At 58.9% G+C, this 16665-nt stretch carries 12 protein-coding genes and 1 pseudogene; 12 read left to right on the top strand and 1 reads right to left on the bottom strand.

From position 1 onward, the window contains the following. Positions 1–64: 64 nt before the first annotated feature. The 8 genes from lhgO to J7655_RS09235 all read left to right on the top strand — a co-directional run bounded on the left by lhgO (position 65) and on the right by J7655_RS09235 (position 12614). On the top strand, positions 65–1306 hold the full coding sequence (gene lhgO, locus J7655_RS09270; protein WP_230927503.1) for an L-2-hydroxyglutarate oxidase: 1242 nt from the start codon (positions 65–67) through the stop codon (positions 1304–1306). A 159-nt stretch (positions 1307–1465) separates the two neighbouring features. Next, positions 1466–2836: an aspartate aminotransferase family protein gene (locus J7655_RS09265; RefSeq protein ID WP_230927502.1), complete on the top strand. Its 1371-nt coding sequence runs from the start codon at positions 1466–1468 to the stop codon at positions 2834–2836. Positions 2837–2905: 69 nt separating this feature from the next. Next, positions 2906–4354, top strand: a complete 1449-nt coding sequence (gene gabD / locus J7655_RS09260) for an NADP-dependent succinate-semialdehyde dehydrogenase (protein WP_230927501.1) — start codon at positions 2906–2908, stop codon at positions 4352–4354. 341 nt (positions 4355–4695) lie between these two features. Next, positions 4696–6057 (top strand): purine-cytosine permease family protein, encoded by a 1362-nt coding sequence (locus tag J7655_RS09255; RefSeq protein ID WP_230927500.1) that lies wholly within the window; start codon positions 4696–4698, stop codon positions 6055–6057. Between the two features lie 134 nt (positions 6058–6191). Then, a complete protein-coding gene (locus tag J7655_RS09250; RefSeq protein ID WP_230927499.1) occupies positions 6192–7370 on the top strand; it encodes a porin in 1179 nt (392 codons plus the stop codon). Between the two features lie 307 nt (positions 7371–7677). Next, complete coding sequence (capB, locus tag J7655_RS09245) at positions 7678–9423, top strand: caprolactamase subunit beta (RefSeq protein WP_420850920.1); 1746 nt, start codon at positions 7678–7680, stop codon at positions 9421–9423. Between the two features lie 20 nt (positions 9424–9443). Continuing rightward, positions 9444–11534, top strand: coding sequence for a caprolactamase subunit alpha (gene capA / locus J7655_RS09240; RefSeq protein ID WP_230927498.1), 2091 nt, complete (start codon positions 9444–9446; stop codon positions 11532–11534). 96 nt (positions 11535–11630) lie between these two features. Further along, a complete protein-coding gene (locus J7655_RS09235; RefSeq protein WP_230927497.1) occupies positions 11631–12614 on the top strand; it encodes an AraC-like ligand-binding domain-containing protein in 984 nt (327 codons plus the stop codon). 64 nt (positions 12615–12678) lie between these two features. On the opposite strand, the pseudogene J7655_RS09230 reads toward J7655_RS09235, so the two are convergent. Then, positions 12679–12839: pseudogene (locus tag J7655_RS09230) on the bottom strand (IS30 family transposase); the annotation flags it as partial. Positions 12840–13283: 444 nt separating this feature from the next. Between J7655_RS09230 and J7655_RS09225 the strand changes: the two are divergent. From J7655_RS09225 to tnpC, 4 genes are all read left to right on the top strand, one after another. Then, positions 13284–14033, top strand: coding sequence for an IS5 family transposase (locus J7655_RS09225; RefSeq protein ID WP_181087221.1), 750 nt, complete (start codon positions 13284–13286; stop codon positions 14031–14033). 37 nt (positions 14034–14070) lie between these two features. After that, on the top strand, positions 14071–14403 hold the full coding sequence (gene tnpA, locus J7655_RS20995) for an IS66-like element accessory protein TnpA (protein ID WP_420850919.1): 333 nt from the start codon (positions 14071–14073) through the stop codon (positions 14401–14403). Continuing rightward, the gene (tnpB, locus tag J7655_RS20990) at positions 14400–14735 is read left to right on the top strand and encodes an IS66 family insertion sequence element accessory protein TnpB (protein WP_034023023.1); all 336 of its coding nucleotides are present in this window, start codon (positions 14400–14402) and stop codon (positions 14733–14735) included. Before tnpA ends, tnpB begins: the two co-directional genes overlap by 4 nt. 81 nt (positions 14736–14816) lie before the next feature. Beyond that, positions 14817–16364 (top strand): IS66 family transposase, encoded by a 1548-nt coding sequence (tnpC, locus tag J7655_RS09210; protein ID WP_230927703.1) that lies wholly within the window; start codon positions 14817–14819, stop codon positions 16362–16364. The last annotated feature ends 301 nt before the right edge of the window (positions 16365–16665 follow it).

Raw genomic sequence — 16665 nt, 5'->3', positions numbered from 1 at the left:
CCGAAGCCTGCCGGCCGCCAGGCCAAGGCTTTCGGACAATCACCTAAAGATCGCAGGTAACGGCATGTACGACTTCATCATCATTGGCGGCGGCATCATCGGCATGTCCACCGCCATGCAGCTGATCCAGGCCTATCCCGACAGCCGCATACTGCTGCTGGAGAAGGAGCAGGCTCCGGCAATGCACCAGACCGGCCACAACAGCGGCGTGATTCACGCCGGTGTGTACTACACGCCGGGCACCCTGAAATCCCGATTCTGCCTTGAGGGCAACCGTGCCACCAAAGCCTTCTGTGATCAGCACGGGATTCGCTTCGACAATTGCGGCAAGCTGCTGGTCGCAACCAATGACCTGGAAATGCAGCGCATGCAGGCGCTGTGGGAACGCACAGCCGCTAATGGCCTGGAGCGGCATTGGCTGAGTGCGGGCGAACTGCGCGAACGCGAGCCGAATATCAGCGGCATCGGCGGCATCTTCGTGCCCTCAAGCGGCATCGTTGACTACAAAGAAGTCGCGTCCGCCATGGCGCGCGAGTTCCAGCGTCGTGGTGGCGAAATCCGCTATGGCTGCGAAGTGACCGGGCTGCAGGAGCGCCCCACGGAAATGCAGGTGCAGACCTCCGCCGGTGACTTCAACTGCCAGTTGATGATTTCCTGCTCAGGCTTGATGGCTGACCGCATCGTACGCCTGCTCGGACTGGACCCCGGCTTCAGCATCTGCCCCTTCCGCGGCGAATACTATCAGCTGCCGGAACAGCACAATCAGATCGTCAATCACCTGATCTACCCGATCCCTGATCCGTCCATGCCGTTTCTCGGGGTTCACCTGACACGCATGATCGACGGCAGCGTGACCGTCGGCCCGAACGCGGTACTGGCATTCAAGCGTGAGGGCTACCGCAAGCGCGATATTTCCATCAGCGACACCCTGGCCATGCTCGGCGATCCGGGTATCCGCAAGGTGTTGCGCGACAATCTGCGTCCCGGTCTGGGCGAGATGAAGAACTCGCTGTTCAAGCGCGGCTACCTGCAGCAGGTTCGCAAGTACTGCCCGAGTATCAGCATCAAGGACCTGCAGCCCTACCCGGCCGGGGTGCGCGCCCAGGCGGTGTCCAGGGATGGCAAGTTGATCGAAGACTTCCTGTTCCGTAACACCCGCCGCAGCGTCAACGTCTGTAACGCGCCGTCGCCGGCCGCAACGTCGGCGCTGCCGATTGGCGCCTACATCATTGATCAGGTCAACACACAGGTCCTGGACCTGACGGGCTTCAACAGAACCCGGCAAACAGCTGCCGTGCCAGCTTGAAACCGGCAGTACCGCCGGTGCAAAAAACACTGCACCCAGCGACAAGCCCGGCGCCACTGCCTTGCAGTAGCCTGCGGCGCATGTGCCCAACAGGGCACTCATTCTAAAAAAATCCGAGCCGGGCCAGCCCTGCCTAGTCACTCAAGTCGAGATCGTGCCATGAACCAGCCAGTTTCTTCTTCGTTGCAAAGCAAAGACATTCAGTACCAACTCCACCCCTACACCAACGCACGCCTGCATCAGGAAGTCGGCCCCCTGATTATCGAGCGGGGAGAAGGTGTGTATGTGTACGACGAGCAGGGCAAAGGCTACATCGAGGCGATGTCAGGCCTGTGGAGTGTCGCCCTGGGCTTCAGCAACCAGCGCCTGATCGCGGCCGCGGAGAAACAGCTGCATACCCTGCCGTTCTATCACCTGTTCAGCCATAAATCGCACCAACCCAGCATTGAACTGGCCGAGAAGTTGGTTCAAATGGCGCCCGTACCGATGAGCAAGGTGTTCTTTACCAACTCCGGCTCAGAAGCCAACGACACCGTGGTGAAGATGGTCTGGTACATGAACAATGCCATGGGGCGCCCGGCCAAGAAGAAGTTCATCAGCCGGGTCAACGGCTACCACGGCATTACCGTCGCCAGTGCCAGCCTGACCGGCCTGCCGGTCAATCAACGCGGCTTCGATCTGCCGCTGCCCGGTTTTCTCCATGTCGGCTGCCCGCACCACTATCGCCATGCCCTGCCTGGCGAGACCGAGGAGCAGTTTGCCGACCGTTTGGCCGCTGAACTTGAACAGAAAATCCTCAGTGAAGGCCCGGAAACCATTGCCGCCTTTATCGGTGAGCCGGTCATGGGCGCCGGTGGCGTGATCGTTCCGCCGCGCACCTACTGGGAAAAGATTCAGCGCATCTGTAAGCGCTACGACATTCTGGTGATCGCCGACGAAGTCATCTGTGGTTTCGGCCGAACCGGCAATATGTTCGGCAGCCAGACCTTTGATATCCAGCCAGACATCATGGTGCTGTCCAAGCAGCTGTCGTCTTCCTACCAGCCTCTGGCCGCCATCCTGATTAACGAGCAGGTGTTTCAGGGCATCGCCGACCAGAGCCACAGCCTCGGCACCCTTGGCCATGGCTTTACTGGCAGCGGCCATCCGGTGGCTACTGCGGTGGCGCTGGAAAACCTCAAAATCATCGAAGAAGAAAACCTGGTCGAGCATGCCGCCGAGATGGGCAAGCTGCTGCACAAGGGCCTGCATCAGTTTGCTGACCACCCACTGGTGGGCGAGATCCGTGGCTGTGGGCTGATTGCGGCAGTCGAACTGGTGGCTGACCGCACGACCAAGGCCCCGTTCCAGAGCCTCGGCACCCTGGGCAAACACATGGCCGCACGGGCGCAGGAACACGGCATGATCAGCCGCGCCATGGGCGATGCACTGGCCTTTTGCCCGCCACTGATTGTCCAAGAGGCGGAGATCGGCCTGATCCTGCAGCGTTTTGCCCAGGCCCTCGATGACACCGCTCAGCTGATCCGCTAGCGCCGGGCAGGCTGCGGCCTGCCGGACTCACTCCAACAAAAAACGGTGCACATGCCTCCGGAGTCCCTTATGCAACTGAACAACGCTGCCCTGTTTCGCCAGCAAGCCTATATCGACGGTCAGTGGCTGGATGCTGATAACGGCCAGACCATTGCCGTCAACAACCCCGCCACCGGCGAGATCATCGGCCATGTACCGAAAATGGGCCGGGAAGAAACCCGCCGTGCCATTCTCGCCGCCGAACGCGCCCTTCCCGCCTGGCGTGCGCTGACCGCAAAAGAGCGGGCTGGCCGCCTGCGTCGCTGGTTCGAGCTGATAATGGACAATCAGGATGACCTGGGTCGGCTGATGACGATCGAACAAGGCAAACCCCTCAGTGAAGCCAAGGGCGAGATTGCCTATGCCGCGTCGTTCCTCGAATGGTTTGCCGAAGAAGCCAAACGTGTCTACGGCGATACCATTCCGGGTCATCAGCCGGACAAGCGCATCCTCGTGCTCAAGCAACCGATCGGCGTGACAGCGGCTATTACCCCGTGGAACTTTCCTTCAGCCATGATCACCCGCAAGGCCGGCCCGGCGCTGGCGGCGGGCTGCACCATGGTGCTCAAGCCGGCATCGCAAACGCCATACTCTGCCCTGGCGCTGGCGGCATTGGCTGAACAGGCCGGAATTCCTGCAGGGGTTTTCAGCGTTGTCACCGGCAGCGCCAGCGAAGTCGGCAGTGAGCTGACCGACAACCCCATCGTTCGCAAGCTGACTTTTACCGGCTCCACTGAAATCGGTCGGCAACTAATGGCCGAGTGCGCTCAGGACATCAAAAAGGTGTCCCTCGAACTGGGTGGAAACGCGCCCTTTATTGTCTTCGAAGATGCCGATCTGGATGCCGCAGTCGAAGGCGCGCTGATTTCCAAGTACCGCAACAATGGCCAGACCTGCGTATGCGCCAACCGTCTCTACATTCAGGACAGTGTCTACGACGCCTTTGTTGAAAAGCTGCAGGCCGCGGTGGCGAAACTGAAAATCGGCAACGGCCTGGATGATGGCACCACCACAGGGCCGCTGATCGACGCCAAGGCCGTGGCCAAAGTCCAGGAGCACATTGCCGACGCGCTCGCCAAAGGCGCCCGCCTGGTCGCAGGTGGCCAGCCTCACGCACTGGGCGGCACCTTCTTCGAGCCGACCATTCTGGTTGATGTGCCCAACCATGCCGCCGTAGCCAAGGAAGAAACCTTTGGCCCCCTCGCCCCCTTGTTCCGTTTCAAAGATGAAGCCGAGGTGATCGCGATGGCCAATGACACGGAGTTTGGCTTGGCCTCTTACTTCTATGCCCGCGATCTGGGACGGGTATTCCGCGTCGCAGAGGCACTTGAATACGGCATGGTCGGTATCAATACCGGGGTCATTTCCACCGAGGTCGCACCGTTTGGCGGGGTCAAAGCCTCCGGTCTGGGTCGTGAAGGTTCCAAATACGGCATTGAGGATTATCTGGAACTGAAATACCTGTGCCTGGGCATCTGAACAACCGCCTGGCGCGTGTGCAAGCGCGTTTACGCGACGCGCCATCCTCGTTTTGACAGTGTCGACTCACGGTATTGGTAAACCGCTTACCGACTCTGCTTCAGCACTGAAAATGCGGCCACGGCGAACGTGAGCCGCATTTTTTATGGCCGGAAAGCTCCGCGCCGGGCGCACATGATGCAGCCACCAGCGGCTGAACAGGGCCGGTTTGTCTCCGTGCATCGGCGCTCAAACCGAGTTCACTGGATGACAAAAAACGGGGCCGCCAGCTGCAATTTTTTAGGCAAGGCCCGCCCTAGGATCATGACTCCAATCTCTCCCACAACAACAAGAGAAGAGTCATGGCCGCAAATATCAAGAAACAAGGCGAAACTGCCGACTGTGCCCTCGTGGCGGTTCCCGCCACTCAACGCATGAGCAAAGGCTCACTCACCATGGCCTGGTGGGCACTGTGCAGCGCCATGTTCTGGCTGGTGGTGTCCGCCACCCTGGCCATGAACTTTGGCACGCAGAACGCCATTATTGGCTTGCTACTCTCGGTGGTCACTTACGCCGCCATCAATGGCGTCATTGCCCGCTATGCCATCAAGACCGGGCTGTCAGTAGCCCTGTTTTCCCGCGTCTTATTCGGCAAAACGGGGGCCGCACTGGCCACCCTGATCTTTTTCGCCACCGCCATTTACTACAGCGTGTTCGAGGGCTCGGTCATTGCCATTGCCATCCAGAACTACTTCTCCGGCTTAAGCCTCGGCCAGGCCTATTTCCTGGTGGTGCTGTACAGCGTGCCCCTGGTGTTTGGCAGCGTGCAAACCTGGCTGGACAAGTTCAACGGCGTACTGCTACCGCTTTATCTTGTAGGCCTGGTTGCCGTGGTCATCATGGCTGTCGGGGAGTACGGCTACAGCAATGCCTGGCTGGAGATGGGACCCGAGAGCGGCCCTGTCAGCAATGGCTGGTGGGATTGCTTCACCTATTTCATGGGCGTGTGGATTCTCATGATGTACACCTGGGACTACGCCCGTTTTGGCCGCCAGGAAGATGCCCGCTACCACGCCACCTTCAACTTCGGTTTGCCGTTTTACGTCTTTACCTTTCTGGTCAACGGGCTGGTCGGGATTTTCCTGGCGGCGACCATTCCCACTCAGGGCGGTCTATCGGAAGTTTCGGTGGTGCTGGCCATCGTCGAGCTTATGGGGGTTTGGGGTCTGCTGTTCGTCTGGGTCAGCCAGACGCGAATCAATACCGCCAACTTCTTCTTGGCCGCCAGCAATATGCAGGCATTTTTCAGCCGCTTTGGCCTGGCCAGCGTGCCTTATGTGATGTGGGCGGTTGTCGTGGGCGTCGTGGTCTATGCGCTGATGCTGCTCAATGTATTCAGCTACATCCTGCAAGCGCTGGCGTACCAGAGCATCTTTGTCGTGGCCTGGGTCGCTATCGCACTGGCGCACATTTTCTCGCCCAAATACGAGCAACTGTTCGACGGCAAACTGGAATACCAGAGCGACCGTGTTGCCTCGTTCAACTTCTGCGGCCTGTCTGCATGGTTTTTTGCCGCCGGCCTTGGCATTGCGCTGCTCAATCTCAACGGAGCGGCCTTGGCCTCCTACTCAGCCCCTGTGACCTTTATCAGTGCCTTTGCCGCTTACTGGCTACTGCTGGGCAATGCAAAACGCAGCTGGTTTCTGAGTCCTCATTGCAGCTGACTTCGCCGTCTCTGCCACCGGCTTAGCCGGTGGCCTTCTCCCTGAACACAGCGATTGAGCCCAGACCTCGGCAGGTGCCGCGGTTTGCCGCTGCATTGCAAAAAACAACACAAATAATGCAAAGGAGTCGCCCCATGACCACACGCAACGCCCGCCCCTTCCTGATCATGACTGCCCTGCCGCTGGTCGCCAGCATCGCACTGCCGGCAGGTGCTGTTGCCATCAACGACAACCTGGATATCGGGGGCGCGGTACGCGCCCGCGTTGATATCGATCCTGATCGCAACATCGACAAGCTCAGTTTCGATACGGCGTTCATCACCGCGACCTACACCTCAGACAGCTGGATAGGCGCCGCCAAATACCGTTTCTACGGCGATGCCTATCCTTACCAGTACACGCAGGAGGTGGGTGATATCTCCTTCGCCGAGTACGCATGGGTTGGCTACAAGTTCGATGCGGCAGGTGAAATTCATGCTGGCTTGAACAAGATTCCCTTCGGCCTGCAACCCTATATCGGCAGTACCTTTTTTCAGTCGCTGGGCAACGTAATCGGTATCGAGGACATCCAGAATCTGGGGGTCAAATACATCCACCAGCAGGATGACTGGAATCTGCAACTCGGCTACTACCTGAGCCCGGCCGATCAGGGCCAGGGAACCAGTCGTGGCGGCCGCACCTACTCGACCAGCGTGGCCACCGCCGACGACTATGTGGTCGATGGCAGCGACAACCACGAGCACGACATTTTTGTGGCGCGCCTGGCCCACAACGTGGCCCTGGGTCCCTGGCAATCGGAGATCGGCGCGTCATTGCTGAGTTCCACACTTGAAAACCAGGACACCCGCGACAGCGGTCGACGCAATGCCTTAGCGGCGCACTACATGGGCAAAAACGGACCGTGGGGCATTCAACTCCAGGCCACCCGGCAAGTGATGTCGCCGGACAATCCTGGCCGTGACGATCTGGTTAGCTTTGGCAGTTTCGACGGCACCTTTAACGTAGCGGCCAAGGGCAACTTGTATGTGGCCGACCTGAGCTACGACATTGCCGGCAACTTCGGCTGGGTCTCCGGCGTTAAGGTCTATGGCAACTACAGCCTCTTCGACAAGGACAAAGCCCGCTTTGAGGACTCCCAACGCTTCATTCTCGGTACGTCCTTCTCGGTGAAAGACCTGTGGATCGCCGTCGAGTGGCTGCATGGCAAACACGATCCCTACATCGGTGGCGGAAGTTACACCCAGAGCCTCGGTGAAGGCGGCAGCGACCGTTGGGAAAACCAGCTGTACGCCAACATCGGTTACTACTTCTGAGGCCATTGACCGGCATTCATGCCTCCTGATGCTCCTGTTTTGGCCAGCCTCGCGCTGGCTTTTTTATGTTGCCGCCGCCAATAAAAGCGCTTGGCTCCAATGCTTGCCACGGCTGCAGCGCAGATCAGCCAGCACGCCACAGGCCCCCGCTTTCATCATCGTCACCCCGCCGGATCAGTGCACCACACAGCAATAAACAGTGCGCCAGGCGACAAGCCAGTAATGCCCGCGCGGCGTAGTTTTAGCGGCGTGGGCAAGACATCCGTCACGGCCCTCACACGGACAAAAACAAGATTTGTGGTGACCCATGAGCACAGTAGATCCGATCACCCTGGCAGTCGTGCGCGGTGCACTCGAAACCGCCCAGCGAGAAATGACCCTGACGCTGGAGAAGACCAGTCGTTCGAGCGTGTTCAACCTCGCCCACGACTACTCCAATGCACTGTTTGACCATCTGCCGGAAATGATCCTGCAGGGCCAAGACATCCCCATTCACCTTGGCTCGCTGATTCCAGCCATGAAATGTGTGGCCGGCTTCTTCGGCGATGACATTGCCGAAGGTGACGTCATCTATCACAACGACCCCGCCTATAAAGGCAGTCACATCCTCGACTGCTGCATGTACAAGCCCGTTTTTTACAAAGGCGAGTTGGTATTCTGGACCGTCTGCAAGGGCCACCTGACGGATATCGGCGGCCCTGTGCCTGCAGGTTACAACCCGGATGCCAAGGAAATCTACGCTGAAGGTCTGCGTATTCCGCCGGTCAAGTTGTGGTCGCAGGGCAAGCGCCGCGAGGACGTGGTCAACCTGCTGCTGACCAACATGCGGGCGCGTGCTTATCAGGAAGGCGATCTGAATGCCCAGTACGGTGCCTGCAGCGTGGGTGAACGCCACCTGATCGAGCTGCTCGACCGCTATGGCGTTGAGCAGGTCCGCGCCTGCATCAGCGAGCTGAAGGACATGGCCGACCGCCATATGCGTGCCCTACTGCGCGAAGTACCGGACGGCTTCTACTCAGGCACCGCCGTTCTCGAAGACTCCGGGCATGGCCTGGGCGAGTTGGCGATCACGGCGCGTGTCGAGATCCGGGGTGATGAAGCCCATGTGCTAATCGAAAGCCCGCCTCAGGTGCCCTACTTTATCAACTCCTATGAGGGCAACTCCGTTTCCGGTGTTTATCTGGGCCTGATGATGTTCGCCCAGGTGCCGCCGCCGTATAACGAAGGCCTGTACCGCTGTGTCACGGTTGACCTAGGCCAACCCGGTACGCTGTGCAATGCCCAAGAGCCAGCGCCGCATGTCAACAGCACCACAACACCGATGGAAACCCTCGCCGACGCCGTGCGCCAGGCACTGGAACAGGCAGCACCGGAACGGGTCACGGCATCCTGGGGCCATGCAAGCGGCATCAACATCGCCGGTCACGACCCGCGCAACGGCAATCAAGAATACGTGACCATGGTGCTCGCCTCGATCATCTCCGGCGCCGGTGCCAACAAGGGCATGGATGGCTGGCCGGCCTGTGGTCCGCTGTGCTGCTTCGGGGCGCTGATGTCCGGGGATATCGAACTGCTTGAGTACTCCTACCCCATCCTGATCCATCGCTACAGCCTGATGGCCGACAGCGGCGGTGCCGGCGAATACCGCGGTGGCTCCGGTACCCGGCTGGAAATTGAACCGCTGCAACATGCCATGACTGTGGTGGGCTTCGGTGAAGGTCGCCAACTCCCGGCCGCCGGTGCTGCCGGTGCCAAGAACACCCTGATTGAACCCAAACTTGGCCGTCTGATTCACCAGCGTGCCGATGGCGAAGAAAGCCACTTCATCCAGAACACCATGCTCACCGCGCAACCGGGCGAGCGGGTTATCAACATCAACCCGGGCGGTGGTGGCTATGGCAACCCACTGCGACGACCGGTTGCTGCGGTACTCAATGATGTGCGCAACGGGCTGGTTTCACACGAAGGCGCTCGCCTGGAGTACGGCGTGGTCATCGACAGCCAGGGCCGTTTTGATGAACTCGCCACCCACGTCCTGCGCACGGCGCAGTGAGCACAGCAGAGGATAAGAGCATGACTAAACAACAATATCGCCTGGGCATCGATGCTGGCGGCACCTTTACCGATTTCATCCTCGCTGATCGCAGTGGCAATGTGCAGCTGTTCAAGGCCCCCTCCACCCCGCACGATGGCACGCTGGCAATCCGCAATGGCCTGGCTCAGATCGCCGATGCCATCGGCCGCAGCCCGGCTGAAATCATTGCCGACTGCGATCTGTGCATCAATGGCACCACGGTGGCGCTCAACGCCCTGATCGAAAAGACCGGGGTCAAGGTTGGCCTGCTGTGCACCGCCGGCCATGAGGACAGCCTTGAAATCCGCCTGGGCCATAAAGAAGACGGCCACCGCTATGACGCCACTTACCCACCGGCTCATATGCTGGTACCGCGCCACCTGCGCCGCCCTATCGGTGGGCGCATCCTCAGCGATGGATCCGAACACAGCGAGCTGGACGAAGCCGCCATCATGGCGGCCATCGATTACTTCCGCGAACAAGCGGTTGAAGCGGTCGCCATTTCCTTTGTCTGGTCAGTACGCAACCCCCGCCATGAACAACGCGCAATGGCCCTGGTACGTGCGGCACTGCCAGACGTTTTTGTTTGCTGTGGCCACGAGATATTCCCGCAGATACGTGAGTACACGCGCACCTCGACGGCCGTGGTCAACGCCTACCTGAGCCCGGTAATGGCTCGCTATATCGAGCGCATCGACTCGCTGTTCGTTGAGCTGGGCGCGCAGCAACCCACGCGTTACTTCCAATCCAACGGCGGTTTGGCGCCGGGTGTGGTGATGCGCACGCGCGCGGTCAACGCGATCAACTCCGGCCCCGCCTCCGCACCACAAGCAGGCCTGTGCGTGGCGCAGCCATTCGGTATCGATAACGTCATCACCGTGGACATGGGCGGCACCTCGTTCGACATCACCCTGAGCAAGGGCGGACGCACCAACTTCAGCAAGGACAGCGATTTCCTGCGCTATCGCATCGGTGTGCCGATGATCCAAGTGGAGACACTCGGTGCGGGGGGCGGCTCAATTGCGCATTTGGACGACTTCGGCATGCTTCAGGTCGGCCCACGCAGTGCCGGGGCGACACCCGGCCCGGTTTGCTATGGCAAAGGCGGTACAGAGCCGACCGTCACCGACGCCAATCTGGCGCTTGGCTACCTGCCTGACGGTGCCCTGCTCGGTGGCAGTATCCGCCTCGACCGCAAAGCCGCGATTGATGCCATTCGCAGCAAAATTGCCGAACCACTGGGTATCAGTGTCGAGCGAGCGGCAATTGGCATCATCACCCTGGTTAACCTGAACATGGTCAGCGGCATCCGTCGGGTTTCCGTTGAGCGTGGCTATGACCCGCGAGACTTCGCCCTGATCGGTGCCGGTGGCGCCGCCGGCATGCACGTGATGCGCCTGGCTGAAGAAATCGGCAGCAAAGTCGTCCTGATCCCCAAGGTGGCTTCCGGCCTATGTGCCTTCGGACAAATTCTTTCGGATATCCGCTACGATCAGCTGACGACTCTGCCGATGCTGCTCGATGACGCCCATGTCGATCTTGAGCTGCTGAACAAGACCCTGCATGACCTGCGTGAGCGCGGCTTGGCAAATCTGCGTGATGATGGTTTCAGCACCGGCAACCAGGTGGACTGCCAGTACACCCTGGAAATTCGTTATCTCGGCCAGATCCATGAATGCAACGTCGAGCTGAGCTGTGAGCAACTGGACCGCAACAGCCTGGCGGCACTGCGCGAAGCCTTCCATCAGCGGCATAAAGCGCTGTTCTCGTACAGCGAACCGGATAGCCCGGTTGAACTTGTCAACCTCGAATGCTCGGTTATTGCCCGCTTGCAACGACCGCCCCTACCTGAGCTGGAAGTTCCAGCACTGACCTGTGAAGCGGCGCCTGAAGGCCACAGGCCCATGTTGTTCAGTGCTGACGCCCCGTGGCAGGACACCCCGGTCTACAACGGTGATCGGTTGCGTGCCGGGCAAAGCATTCAGGGGCCCTGCGTGATTGAAGAGCCGACGACCAACATCGTCGTTCCGCCTGGCTGGCGCGCAACCCTGGAGCCCTCGGCAACCTATAGGCTGACACCCGGTGATTGACCCCGTCTAAGCACTGGGAAATGATGGCAAAACAGCGGCGCCGAGCCCATTAAGGCTCGGCGCTGTCCTCACAATAACAACAGACGAGGACTGGCCATGGCACATCAACTCTCCACCCGCTATTGGCCTGATAACGAACGCCAACCGCGTTGGGCAGAAGTCATCCGCCGTACCTACTTCCCGCTTTCGCTGGAATTTGCGCCCAATACGTCGTTCAGTGGCAGCCTGCAGATCTGGGAAACCAATAGCACAGCCCTGACGCTCTCACGCCTGCGCTCCAGTCAGCTCGGCTATTCGCGTAGCAAGGCCCAGGTCAGCAATGACCATGAGGCCTGCTATCTGGTCACGGTTCCAAGGCGCACCGAAGTGCACTTTGAACAGGATGGCCGTGAACTGCACTGCCAGCCGGGTGGCTTTATTTTCGAACGGGGTGACGCGCCCTATCGCTTCCACTACACCAGCGATAACGACCTCTGGGTATTCAAACTTCCCGAGCGTGCATTGCATGGACAACTGCGCGGGGCAGAACGCTACACGCGCTTCTGCTTTGACGCCAAAAGAAGCCTGGGGCGAATCTTTGTCGACCAGCTGGCGATGTGTGCTGCACGCTTTGACGAATGCGACCAAGCGGCTCGTCATATGTTGCTGGAACAGGCGCTTTCAACACTGCTGATGGCCCTAAGGCAAGATGAGCGGGTACTTAACAGCGAAAGCTCGAACCTGGCCGCCCTGCACCTTCAGCGTATCGAACACTATGTTGAGCAAAATCTGTGTTCGCCCGACCTCAGCCCGCAACAGGTAGCCAGCGCCTGTGGGCTTTCAGTACGTTATGTACACAAACTCTTCACAAGCACGCCGTACAGCCTGGGGGAGTGGATTCGCTTACAGCGCCTTGAGGCCATCTACCGCCGCCTACATGATCCGCAATGCCATTTTTCGATTGGTGATTTAGCCCTGCAATTGGGCTTTAGCGATCAGGCCCAGTTCACTCGCAGCTTCCGCAAGCATTTTGGATGCACGGCAAGTGAAGTGCGAGCAAGCATTTCGGCTAGAAAGCACGCTACACCAAAAGCAACTTAGTACTATTGCCCCTTCCGTGCTGAACTTGAGTTGAATCTGAAGCATCATGCCGCTTAGCCATGGCCTACTGCATCAGCTCACTCTTACCTTCGATGAGGCACTTGAAGTCAAGTGCTTACGCGGCCGTTTGTTCTGTTGTAATGCATCTGTGCCCTTGGGCAGATACTGGCGGAACAGGCCATTTATGTTTTCGTTGCTGCCGCGATACCGAGGACAGCGATGCGGACGCCACTTATGAGTTCAGAGGCCGCTACAAGCCATCCACGGATGGCAAGACCTACCTGGTGATTGAACACGATAACGGTGGTGGCTGCGGGTCGCTCTCGGTAGATGGCAATCGCTGGCCTCACCGGCTTCACGAGGCTGGGGAAGTCATGCCGGGGACGCGTACGATCCAGTGCGGCGGGGAGATCGATATCGAGATCAGACCCGGCAATATCTACTACTTCAATTATTGGGGGCCGTAGTAACCGGAGACACTAGCGCTGACGACTCTAGGTATCCGTCCGGCCAACACACCTTCCTGCCCCGACGCCAAAGGCGATGGTGTCCACCTGATTTAAGTGGACACCATTTCTAGGGTCTGTTGCCGTTTCGTGCTAACCAATTGATATATATGAGCAAACTCGTATCTTTGAAGCTCTGACCCAACATCGATACGAGTTTGCAATGCCCCGATTACTGCTCAGTGATGAGCATTGGTCGAAGCTGCGGGAAATTCTGCTGCACAAGGCCATCTACAACAAGCGTGATCTACGAATGACCGTGGAGGGCATGCTGTACCGCATGCGTACGGGATGCCCCTGGAGAGATCTACCCAAGGCGTTCGGGAACTGGAATAAGGTCTACAAACGCTTCAATGCGTGGTCCGCAACTGGAAAATGGCTCAAGGTTTTCAAGGTGCTTGTGGCGCAGCCTGACATGGAATGGGTGTTCATTGATGGCAGCTATGCCAAGGCTCACCAGCACAGTGCAGGTGCTGCCAGTGGCAACGATGAGGCCATAGGAAAAAGTCGAGCTGGCAATACCAGCAAGATTCACCTGGCAGTTGATGCTCATGGACTGCCCATCGAGTTTGAAATTACGGGCGGTCAAATCAATGATTGCACCCAGGCTCCCGCATTGATTGCCAAGCTCCCGGAGGCAGAAACCATCGTCGCGGATAAGGGCTATGACAGCGAGAGAGTTCGGGAGCAGATTGAGCAACAAGGGGCCAAGGCCGTGATCCCGAGAAGGCGTAACTCCGTGAAAGGCAACGCGGATCTGGACAGAGGTCTTTACCGCAATCGGCACTTGGTGGAGAACGCCTTCGCCCGGCTAAAGCACTACCGGGCTGTGGCATCTCGGTTCGACAAACTCAAGAGAAATTACGAAAGCGTCGTGGCCATGGCCTGTGCCTTTCTCTGGTTACCCATGTGAAACGGCAACAGACCCTAGCCTTTTAAGCGGGTCTTTCATGCAGCCACAACGCCGTTCCTACTCCAGATCCTTCAAGGCCCAGATTATTCAAGAGTGCGCCCAGCCCGGGGCCTCGATTGCCAGCGTTGCGCTGAGCCACAGCCTCAACGCAAACCTCGTCCATAAATGGATCCGAGTGCACACGCAGAAAGCCATGGCGCTGCAACCTGCTTTCATTCCTCTGTCTTTGCAGGCTATCGGGGCAAAGTCGGACTCCGCGTCATCGACTATCTGTCTGGAAATCCCACACCCGCGCGGTACCATCAAAGTGAACTGGCCGACCGAAAGCGCCGCTGCCTGCGCGACCTTTCTGCGAGATCTGCTGCGATGATCCGCATCGACTCCATCTGGCTTGCCACCGAGCCGATGGACATGCGTGCTGGCACCGACACCGCAATGGCGCGGGTGGTGGCGGTGTTCGGTGCGGCGCAGCCGCACTGTGCTTATCTGTTTGCCAATCGCCGCGCCAATCGGATGAAAGTGCTGGTGCACGACGGGTTGGGTATTTGGTTGGCGGCGCGGCGCCTGCATCAAGGCAAGTTCTTCTGGCCCGGTTCTCGACACGGCTCTCAGATGGAATTGGGTGCCGAACAACTACACGCCCTGGTGCTGGGTTTACCCTGGCAACGACTTGGCCCGGATAGCGCAATTTCTATTCTGTGATGCCTGCCATGGCCTGCCTGACCGTGCAATTGTCCGATGAGCCTCTCGTCGGGTTTAGCCTGCTCGGGCAAAATCGGCGGCATGACTTCGCTGCCCAATCTAGACCAACTGACCCCTGAACAACTGCGCGCTCTGGCGGCGCAGTTGATGCAACGTGTCGAGAGTCTCGATCAGAAAGTCGAGACAATGGGCAAGAAGATCCACCGCGACCAAACGCTTATCGAAAAGCTGACCCACGAGATTGCACAGCTCAAGCGCTGCAAGTTTGCCAAGCGCAGCGAGCAATTGAGCCCGGATCAAGTCAGTCTGCTTGATGACCTGGTCGACACCGACATTGCGGCCATCGAAGCAGAACTTGAAGCGCTGAAACCTGCTCCCGCTTCGACTGAGGTTCGGCAAAAACCTAAGCGCACCGCCTTGCCGCCACAGTTTCCACGCACTCTGATCCACCATGAACCCGATAACAGCCACTGCCAGTGCGGTTGCGCGCTCAAGCGTATCGGTGAGGATGTCAGCGAGAAACTCGACTACACACCGGGCGTGTTCACCGTTGAGCGGCACATCCGTGGCAAATGGGTCTGCGATCAGTGCGAAACCCTGATCCAGGCACCGGTTCCGGCTCAGGTGATAGACAAGGGCATCCCAACCGCCGGCCTTCTGGCTCACGTGATGGTGGCCAAATTCGCCGACCACTTGCCACTATATCGGCAAGAGAAAATCTTTGGCCGTGCCGGCCTGGCCATCGCTCGCTCGACACTGGCGCAGTGGGTCGGACAAACCGGCGTGCAGCTCCAGCCGCTAGTCGATGCCCTGCGCGAAGCCGTGCTGGGCCAACGCGTGATCCACGCTGACGAAACCCCGGTGCAAATGCTCACCCCAGGCGAGAAGAAAACCCATCGGGCTTACGTCTGGGCCTACAGCACCACACCCTTCGCCGATCTGAAGGCCGTGGTGTACGACTTCAGTCCCAGCCGTGCCGGCGAGCATGCGCGCAATTTTCTTGGTCAGTGGAATGGCAATCTGGTCTGCGACGACTTCGCAGGCTACAAGGCCAGCTTCGAGCAAGGTGTCACCGAGATCGGCTGCATGGCCCACGCCCGGCGCAAATTCTTCGAGCTACACGCCACCAATAAAAGCCAGCTTGCCGAGCAGGCCTTGAGGTACATCCAGCTGCTGTACGAAATCGAGCATGAAGTCCGCGACCTAGAACCGGATTTACGCCGCCGAATACGACAAGAGAAAGCCGTACCGGTGATGGACGCTTTGCATGCCTGGATGATCACCCAGCGCCTACTTGTGCACGATGGCTCGGCCATCAGCAAAGCATTGGATTACAGCCTCAAACGCTGGACGGCGCTGTCGCGCTATCTCGATGACGGCGCCGTACCCATTGACAATAATTGGGCAGAGAACCAGATCCGGCCATGGGCGTTGGGGCGCAAGAACTGGCTCTTTGCAGGTTCACTGCGCAGCGGTAAACGGGCAGCGGCGATCATGAGTTTGATCCAGTCAGCTCGACTCAACGGGCATGACCCGTACGCCTATTTGAAGGACGTCCTCACGCGCCTGCCGACGCAGCGGGCAAGTGAGATTGCGGAGCTGCTGCCGCATAGGTGGCGACTGGTTTAGTTGCGCAAGACGGGATGCCCAGACGCATACGACTCTAGATCCTGGCGCCGCAAAGGCCTCGCCCCAGGGCGGGGCTCCTATGTATGGACTCGCCCCCACTGTCAAACCTGCTTTTCAACACTGCTACCCGGCTGCATCTATGTATCAGGCCTATTCGAGGAAGCTGTCATCAGCTTCTGGCCAACATTGTGTGAGCTTGCGGTATGCCTATTACATTCAGACCTCGAAGGCCAGTAGGAGCCAAGGCATCAATCCGCAACGGTCTTACCTGGGGTCAATGTTTTCTAGCAGAGGTTGGAGC

This window comes from Pseudomonas wenzhouensis, from assembly GCF_021029445.1.
Classification (GTDB): domain Bacteria; phylum Pseudomonadota; class Gammaproteobacteria; order Pseudomonadales; family Pseudomonadaceae; genus Aquipseudomonas; species Aquipseudomonas wenzhouensis.
This window is presented reverse-complemented; position numbering and strand designations above follow the sequence as displayed.

Excerpts from the sequence above, each read along its gene's own strand:
- lhgO (WP_230927503.1), top strand. The coding sequence starts at position 65 with ATGTACGACTTCATCATCATTGGCGGCGGCATCATCGGCATGTCCACC.
- J7655_RS09265 (WP_230927502.1), top strand. The coding sequence starts at position 1,466 with ATGAACCAGCCAGTTTCTTCTTCGTTGCAAAGCAAAGACATTCAGTAC.
- gabD (WP_230927501.1), top strand. The coding sequence starts at position 2,906 with ATGCAACTGAACAACGCTGCCCTGTTTCGCCAGCAAGCCTATATCGAC.
- J7655_RS09255 (WP_230927500.1), top strand. The coding sequence starts at position 4,696 with ATGGCCGCAAATATCAAGAAACAAGGCGAAACTGCCGACTGTGCCCTC.
- J7655_RS09250 (WP_230927499.1), top strand. The coding sequence starts at position 6,192 with ATGACCACACGCAACGCCCGCCCCTTCCTGATCATGACTGCCCTGCCG.
- capB (WP_420850920.1), top strand. The coding sequence starts at position 7,678 with ATGAGCACAGTAGATCCGATCACCCTGGCAGTCGTGCGCGGTGCACTC.
- capA (WP_230927498.1), top strand. The coding sequence starts at position 9,444 with ATGACTAAACAACAATATCGCCTGGGCATCGATGCTGGCGGCACCTTT.
- J7655_RS09235 (WP_230927497.1), top strand. The coding sequence starts at position 11,631 with ATGGCACATCAACTCTCCACCCGCTATTGGCCTGATAACGAACGCCAA.
- J7655_RS09225 (WP_181087221.1), top strand. The coding sequence starts at position 13,284 with ATGCCCCGATTACTGCTCAGTGATGAGCATTGGTCGAAGCTGCGGGAA.
- tnpA (WP_420850919.1), top strand. The coding sequence starts at position 14,071 with ATGCAGCCACAACGCCGTTCCTACTCCAGATCCTTCAAGGCCCAGATT.
- tnpB (WP_034023023.1), top strand. The coding sequence starts at position 14,400 with ATGATCCGCATCGACTCCATCTGGCTTGCCACCGAGCCGATGGACATG.
- tnpC (WP_230927703.1), top strand. The coding sequence starts at position 14,817 with ATGACTTCGCTGCCCAATCTAGACCAACTGACCCCTGAACAACTGCGC.